The sequence below is a fragment of the uncultured Cyclobacterium sp. genome, assembly GCF_963976465.1.
Taxonomy (GTDB): Bacteria; Bacteroidota; Bacteroidia; order Cytophagales; family Cyclobacteriaceae; genus Cyclobacterium.
Genome location: NZ_CAXBOC010000370.1, coordinates 1 through 6,005, shown reverse-complemented (window position 1 = coordinate 6,005; position 6,005 = coordinate 1). Strand labels below are relative to the sequence as shown.

General features: G+C 36.3%; 7 protein-coding genes. 4 read left to right on the top strand and 3 right to left on the bottom strand.

Features of this window, described 5'->3' with window-relative positions:
- Positions 1 to 77: 77 nt before the first annotated feature.
- Together AAC037_RS18095 and AAC037_RS18090 are read right to left on the bottom strand one after the other, a co-directional pair.
- Positions 78 to 1,043, bottom strand: a complete 966-nt coding sequence (locus AAC037_RS18095; protein ID WP_339904540.1) for a 3-hydroxyacyl-CoA dehydrogenase family protein — start codon at positions 1,041 to 1,043, stop codon at positions 78 to 80.
- 492 nt (positions 1,044 to 1,535) lie between these two features.
- Positions 1,536 to 1,724 carry a CsbD family protein gene (locus AAC037_RS18090; protein ID WP_339904538.1) on the bottom strand — a complete coding sequence of 63 codons (189 nt, stop codon included), beginning with the start codon at positions 1,722 to 1,724 and terminating at the stop codon, positions 1,536 to 1,538.
- A 351-nt stretch (positions 1,725 to 2,075) separates the two neighbouring features.
- Between AAC037_RS18090 and AAC037_RS18085 the strand changes: the two genes are divergently transcribed.
- The gene (locus tag AAC037_RS18085) at positions 2,076 to 3,020 is read left to right on the top strand and encodes a tetratricopeptide repeat protein (RefSeq protein WP_339904536.1); all 945 of its coding nucleotides are present in this window, start codon (positions 2,076 to 2,078) and stop codon (positions 3,018 to 3,020) included.
- Positions 3,021 to 3,340: 320 nt separating this feature from the next.
- Here AAC037_RS18085 and AAC037_RS18080 read toward each other — a convergent pair whose 3' ends face one another.
- The gene (locus AAC037_RS18080; RefSeq protein WP_339904534.1) at positions 3,341 to 4,357 is read right to left on the bottom strand and encodes an acyl-CoA reductase; all 1,017 of its coding nucleotides are present in this window, start codon (positions 4,355 to 4,357) and stop codon (positions 3,341 to 3,343) included.
- A 215-nt stretch (positions 4,358 to 4,572) separates the two neighbouring features.
- On the opposite strand from AAC037_RS18080, the gene AAC037_RS18075 reads away from it, so the two are divergent.
- The 3 genes from AAC037_RS18075 to AAC037_RS18065 form a co-directional block, all read left to right on the top strand.
- Complete coding sequence (locus AAC037_RS18075) at positions 4,573 to 4,920, top strand: 4Fe-4S dicluster domain-containing protein (RefSeq protein WP_339904532.1); 348 nt, start codon at positions 4,573 to 4,575, stop codon at positions 4,918 to 4,920.
- Positions 4,921 to 5,098: 178 nt separating this feature from the next.
- Positions 5,099 to 5,452 carry a DUF3276 family protein gene (locus tag AAC037_RS18070; protein ID WP_339904531.1) on the top strand — a complete coding sequence of 118 codons (354 nt, stop codon included), beginning with the start codon at positions 5,099 to 5,101 and terminating at the stop codon, positions 5,450 to 5,452.
- 133 nt (positions 5,453 to 5,585) lie between these two features.
- A partial coding sequence (locus AAC037_RS18065; protein WP_339904530.1) for an AI-2E family transporter occupies positions 5,586 to 6,005 on the top strand: 420 nt, incomplete at its 3' end.

Below are 6,005 nucleotides of genomic sequence, written 5' to 3'. Positions count from 1 at the left end.
AAACACCTCCTGCCAATACATTTTTTGCTCTGGCGAGAAGATCTGCGGATTTCTGGTACTTTTCTGTAGTCATTATTCTATTGATTTAATTCCGGATATTGCGCTGCCAATTGGAAAATTTCGTGGTTAAAGCTTTTAAAGGCTTCTTCCCATGCAGCAGCTTCTTTTTTTGTATAGTTGTAAAATCCTTTACCGTTATTTATACCTTTACCTTTTTGTAATACAATTTCTTGCATGGTTGGCGGAACAGATGAAGAATTGTCTAGTTCTTTAAATAAATTGTCAAAAATCTCTTTGAAATCAGACAAGCCTAGTTGGTCCATTCTCTTAAAAAGCCCCATATAAGTGATCCATGATCCTGCATCATACCTGAAAGCTTTGTCAATATCGTCCATGGAAGCCTCCCCATTTTCTAAAATAGCAAACATTTCACGGTATACTGCATAAAGCATTCGGTTGGTGACAAATCCTCGAATATCTTTTTTTAGGTAGGTGGGTTCCTTTTTCCATGAATAGGAGAGGGAGAGTACCCATTCTGCAGTTTTTTCATCGGTCAAAGCTCCTTTGGTAACCTCCAAGAAACGGGTCATATAAGCCGGTTCTGCCCAGTGAATACCAATAAATTGAGAAGGGTATTTTACATTTTCTTGTAACTCACTGATTGGAATGGCTGAAGTATTGGTGGCAATAATGGTGGTAGGTGCTGTATGTTGATTGATTTTCTTATAAACCTCAGTTTTTATGGAAATGACCTCCGTCACACATTCCTGCACCAAGCGGCAATGTATTAGTTTATTATAATCTTCCGAAAGATGGAGCCGTCCCAGATAATGGCCGACAGCTTCTTTTAACAGGCCTGCTTCAGCTGCATGGTTCAATTGGCCCTTTATACGATCCAAAGCACCATCCATATCTTCCGGAAGCGGGGCAATGCCAATTACTTTGTGCCCACTTACCAGGAGGGAGACCAATATGCTGGTGCCCATTAATCCTAAACCTACTACACCTATTTCCAAGGATGAAAAATCGTTATTCTCTTTCAATGATATATGCTGGGTTGTTATAAAATTGCCTATTTGGACCTATTTTCAAGGCTATAAATTCAATAGACATGTTTTTGGTCAAATTTATTGTTGATCTGATTCATTTGCTATTAATATTATGTGGAAAAGTGATACTATTTTTTATTCCACTGAATTATTCATGGTTCTTTTATTAACTATCAGGTCTGGGGTGTATTTTTGCCCTATATTAAGGGAGAAATCTGAACTTACCTCAGCTTGGGTGGAATTGTAGCCTATTATTCAGCCTGAGCGCAAAAAAAACCTGAATTTGGTTTTGAATAACCATGTGAAATTCGGGATTTTACTTGTATTTAAAGACTATAGTAGGAATTATTTTTAAAAAATAGCTTTAAGAAAATGAAGGTGCTGATTTTTCTGGTCAAAAAGTGGGAGGGGGAAATAAATAAATTGTTGGATAAGGTAAAAAAAAACCCGGTAAAAACTTACCGAGCATGATGCTGTCTAAGACTGTTATTCTGAAAATAATAACTTTTTAAGTTTTTCCTTGCTTTCACCTGTTTTTTGCTGCAGTCTACCTAGAAGTTGGTCTTCCTGACCCTCAGCATAAGCCAAATCATCATCGGTAAGTTCACCGTATTCTTCTTTAAGCTTACCTTTCATTTCGTTCCAATTTCCTTTTAATTCTAAATTAGATGCCATAGTATTTTTATTTTATTTATTATAGATTATTATTTAATGTTATTGATCTATTTTGTGCAATATCCATACCAAGTTGTAAATGAGAGATTACAATTTCTCTTTAGCGTTCTTCTAAACTACTTTTGCCTATGGTCTCAAGTAGTTTGTTGTTACCTTTGTAAGGAAAAAGAAAAGGGGCGTTTGAATAGATTGAAGGGAAGTCTTCGGCAGGACAAAATCTCATTTAATGACAAGCAAAGATTGGGGCAGGGTTTTTTGGGGTGGAGAGATAGGAGTAGTAAATTAAAAACAACCGCACCATTCCCTTTTAGTTTTTGTTTCAGCAGTTGGTTAAAGTTAATTTAGTAGTAGATGATAAAGAACAAAATATTTTTGATTGGTTTGATTGGCCTTATGGCCTTTTCCTGTGCTTCAAATGAAGACAAAAAGGGAAGGTTTTTGTTGAAGGGCAACAATGAATTAAAGGAAGGGAATTATAAGGGGGCAATTACTTATTATGATGAAGCACTGGCTATAGATTCCGAGTTCAAAGATGCATTTTACAACCGGGGTATGGCCAAGCATCAACAAGCAAAATATGTGGAGGCCATTGCTGATTATTCTCAAGCCATTAATATAGACAACGGTTATGTGCCGGCATTACAACAAAGAGCCATTGCCCATCTTGATTTTGGAGAAAACTATAAAGCTTTAGAAGATACTGAAACCTTGCTTAAAATAAATAAGGAAGATGGACAAGCCTATTTTATAAAGGGGCTGGTTCATGCTGCCATGAAGTCTTATGAGGAAGCACTGAAAGCTTTTAAGGAAGCCATTGCAATTAATCCTGAAAATGCCGAATTATACATCAATAGTGCTACAATCTATTACTATATGGGACAACTTGATGCTGCAATTTTAGATCTTGAGCAAGCCCAAAATTTAGATCCGGCTGAGAGCAAATTACACAACCTCTGGTCTTTGATTCACTTTGAAAATGGGGCTTACAACAAAGCACTTGAATCGGTGGAAAAAGCCATCCTTCTAGACAAAGACCAGTCTTACTATTACAACAATAGAGGACTTTACAAATTGTACCTTGACCGACCAGAAGAGGCATTGGAAGACATCAACTTAAGCCTGAAACAAAATAATAAGAATTATTACGCGATAAGAAACAAAGGAATTTATTATTTTAAAAAGGGGGAGATGGCTTTAGCCAGCAAGTTTTTAAATGAAGCATATCATGCTGATCCTGAAATGCCACTTCTCTCTGAATATTTGCCCCAATTAAATGGTAATTCCGATACAAATTGAACCAATAAAAGAGGCCAATAAAAACCAGGAATAGATGTTTTTCACTAGGTTTGGGCTGTGGTGAAAATAGTAGGATAACCAGCTAACCGCATGTATAGGTTAGGGAAAAGGGAAGGCCAAAATTTCCATTATAGCCTTCCGATTATTATGAACATGAGCTGGCAAGTAATGGCCAGAAAAAGTATTTTATCTAAGGGCCTTTTCTCTGCAGAAATACTTTCAAATCTATTCAACCAAAACTTTTGTCACAAGGTTTAAAGCTTCGTTTAGAATCAATCCTTTGCCCTTTATTAAACGTGAAATGGACCTGAATTTTGTCCTCAGTTTAGTTCCAATAGAAACTTTAATGTGTCGACTTTGTCAGCATAGTCATTGACCTCAGGGTCTTGAGCAGAACCAAGCGCAATACTGCCATCAAACCAGCCATCTTTAGAAACCAAGCATTGGATTTTATCCTCCAATCCGGTTAAACTTTCTTGAAGGTCGGCAAGGGATGCATAAATTTCAAAATAAATAACAGATATTGGAGATACCAGCTCTTTTGATTCTACCAAAAGCAGGTGTCCATTGTCATAGTGAGGTATACTATTGATAAGGTACTTGGATTTGTTGTATTCGTAATTGTTAAAGTATTTGTGGTGTTCCGACACTTCGTTTTCTTTCTCCATGGCTTTCATAAATGTTTGAATTTGAGAAGCATTGCTAAAAAACACCTTGGAGACATTTCTACAGCCGAGCCCATAATAAGTAAAAATGTCTTTGGCTAACAATTCTAAATCAGCTTCAGACTCTTCTCCGTTGAGAATGGCGACAGAGGTTCTGTTTTTTCTAATAATATGGGGGTATTTTCCGAAATAGTAGTCAAAGTACCTGGCAGAATTGTCACTTCCTGTAGCGATATAGGCATCCATACCGCTAAGTCTTTCCTCAAAAGAAATATTCTCAGCAAGTTCATTGGATATGGACTTTAACTGATCCACCAGCCAAGGGATTAGGATATTGTCTGACGATCCCAATTTTACCCTTGCCTTGTGCCCGGCCACCAAAGTGCAAAGCAAGTCATGGAACCCAACACCGGGAATATTGCCGGCCATGATGATACCAATGTCTTTGGGAAGAGTGCTATTATCGAAGGAATAGTATTGAACCCAATTGGTCAGTTGCTGTTGATCGAGGTATCGGCAGATTCCCTCTAGGGCTTTTTCTGATTGACTGGGGGTAAACCAATTGTTGTAATTTTGCATTTTAGCATACAATTCAGCTTTTGACTCCTCGCTTAAATTTTGCAAGTGCTTACCTAATGAAGCTAGAATAGTTACTCTTTGATTTACATCCATAATTAAATAGTGGGTAAATGTATTATTTTATACCGTAGCGGTTGCTTAAATTTCTTTCAAATATAATTATAAAGAGGGAAAGGGAATGAATAAATGAATTCAAATAGTTAGTACAACAAATAATGTCTATGAGATATTTTTCGAAAGGAGAATCATTTTGCTTGTGAGATTGTGAATTGGTTAGTAGTTTTGCGTTCAATCAAAAATGAAGCACAATGGCAATAATGATAACAGACGAATGCATCAATTGTGGTGCATGTGAACCTGAATGCCCTAATACCGCCATTTATGAAGGGGGAATAGAATGGACATGGAGCGGTGGTACTGAGTTAGACCAGGTAAAACTTGAGGATGGCACAATAGTAGATGGTGATGAAAGTCAAGAGCCTGTCTCTGATGAATTTTATTATATTGTTACTCAGAAATGTACAGAATGCACTGGTTTTCATGAGGAACCGCAATGCGCGGCAGTTTGTCCGGTAGATTGTTGCGTGGATGATCCGGACAATAGAGAGACTGAGGAGGAGCTAATTGCCAAAAAGAAATTCCTTCACGGAGAATAGTATTTAAGTACGATCAAAATCAAAATTTTGTAGTCAGAAAATTGTTTTTTCCAATAGGTATTTTGAAGAATATCCCATAATTTTAAGAAAAAAATTAGGAATAACTTGAATTTAATATTTGAATTGATTTAACTTGGCATTAAATTAATTTTTGAATAAATAATTAAATATTTGGATTGTGGAAGATAATAAAGATTACGAAAGAGATGAGATTTTCACCAAAAGGGTAAAGGCAGGTAAGAGAACCTATTTTTTTGATGTTAAAGCCACCCGTTCCAATGATTACTATTTGACCATTACTGAGAGCAAAAGGAAAATCAAGGATGACAATTTTTATTATGAGAAGCACAAGATTTTCTTGTATAAGGAAGATTTTGCTAAGTTCGTAGATGCCCTACAGGAAGCTGTTGATCATGTAAAGAATGACCTGATGTCTGATTTTGACTTTTCTCAGTTTGATTCTGAACCGGAAACTACCCAAACAAATAGTGAAAATAACAATAAGTTTGGTGAAGATTTAAAGTGGGATTAATCCCTTTCTGTTCTACCTAGAACGGCTTAGGACATTAAGACCAACAAAATATACCAATCGAACCTTGCAAATGTTTTTCTTCAATTAGAAGAATGCATGATACAGGGTTCGATTTTTTTGTTATTTTTGGGCCATGCTAAAGGTAATTTTAACAGCTATTGTTGCCACCCTTCTAGTCTTTGTATTAGGATGGTATTTTTCTAACATAAGCCTGTATTTTATATTTTCATTGGTCATTGCTGCGGCGCTTAGGCCCTTAACCAATAAGATCAATAACCTTTTTATCATGGGGCAACATATTCCCCGTGCCATGGCTATTTTGATTTCTTTTATGGCCATTATTTCTGTGGTGTTTTTCCTGGTTTTGCTATTTATCCCTTTGTTTCGCTCTCAGGTAGAATTGTTGAAGGATTTGGATGTCAATTATCTTTATGATCAAATTCAAAGACCGATAGAAAATCTGGAAGCTATCTTGATTCAATTAAATCTAATTGATAATGAGCCGGGGTATTTGATACAGCAAGTTAAGGACAGCTTGATTGATAGAATCAAT

Excerpts from the sequence above, each read along its gene's own strand:
- AAC037_RS18085 (WP_339904536.1), top strand. The coding sequence starts at position 2,076 with ATGATAAAGAACAAAATATTTTTGATTGGTTTGATTGGCCTTATGGCC.
- AAC037_RS18075 (WP_339904532.1), top strand. The coding sequence starts at position 4,573 with ATGGCAATAATGATAACAGACGAATGCATCAATTGTGGTGCATGTGAA.
- AAC037_RS18080 (WP_339904534.1), bottom strand. The coding sequence starts at position 4,357 with ATGGATGTAAATCAAAGAGTAACTATTCTAGCTTCATTAGGTAAGCAC.
- AAC037_RS18090 (WP_339904538.1), bottom strand. The coding sequence starts at position 1,724 with ATGGCATCTAATTTAGAATTAAAAGGAAATTGGAACGAAATGAAAGGT.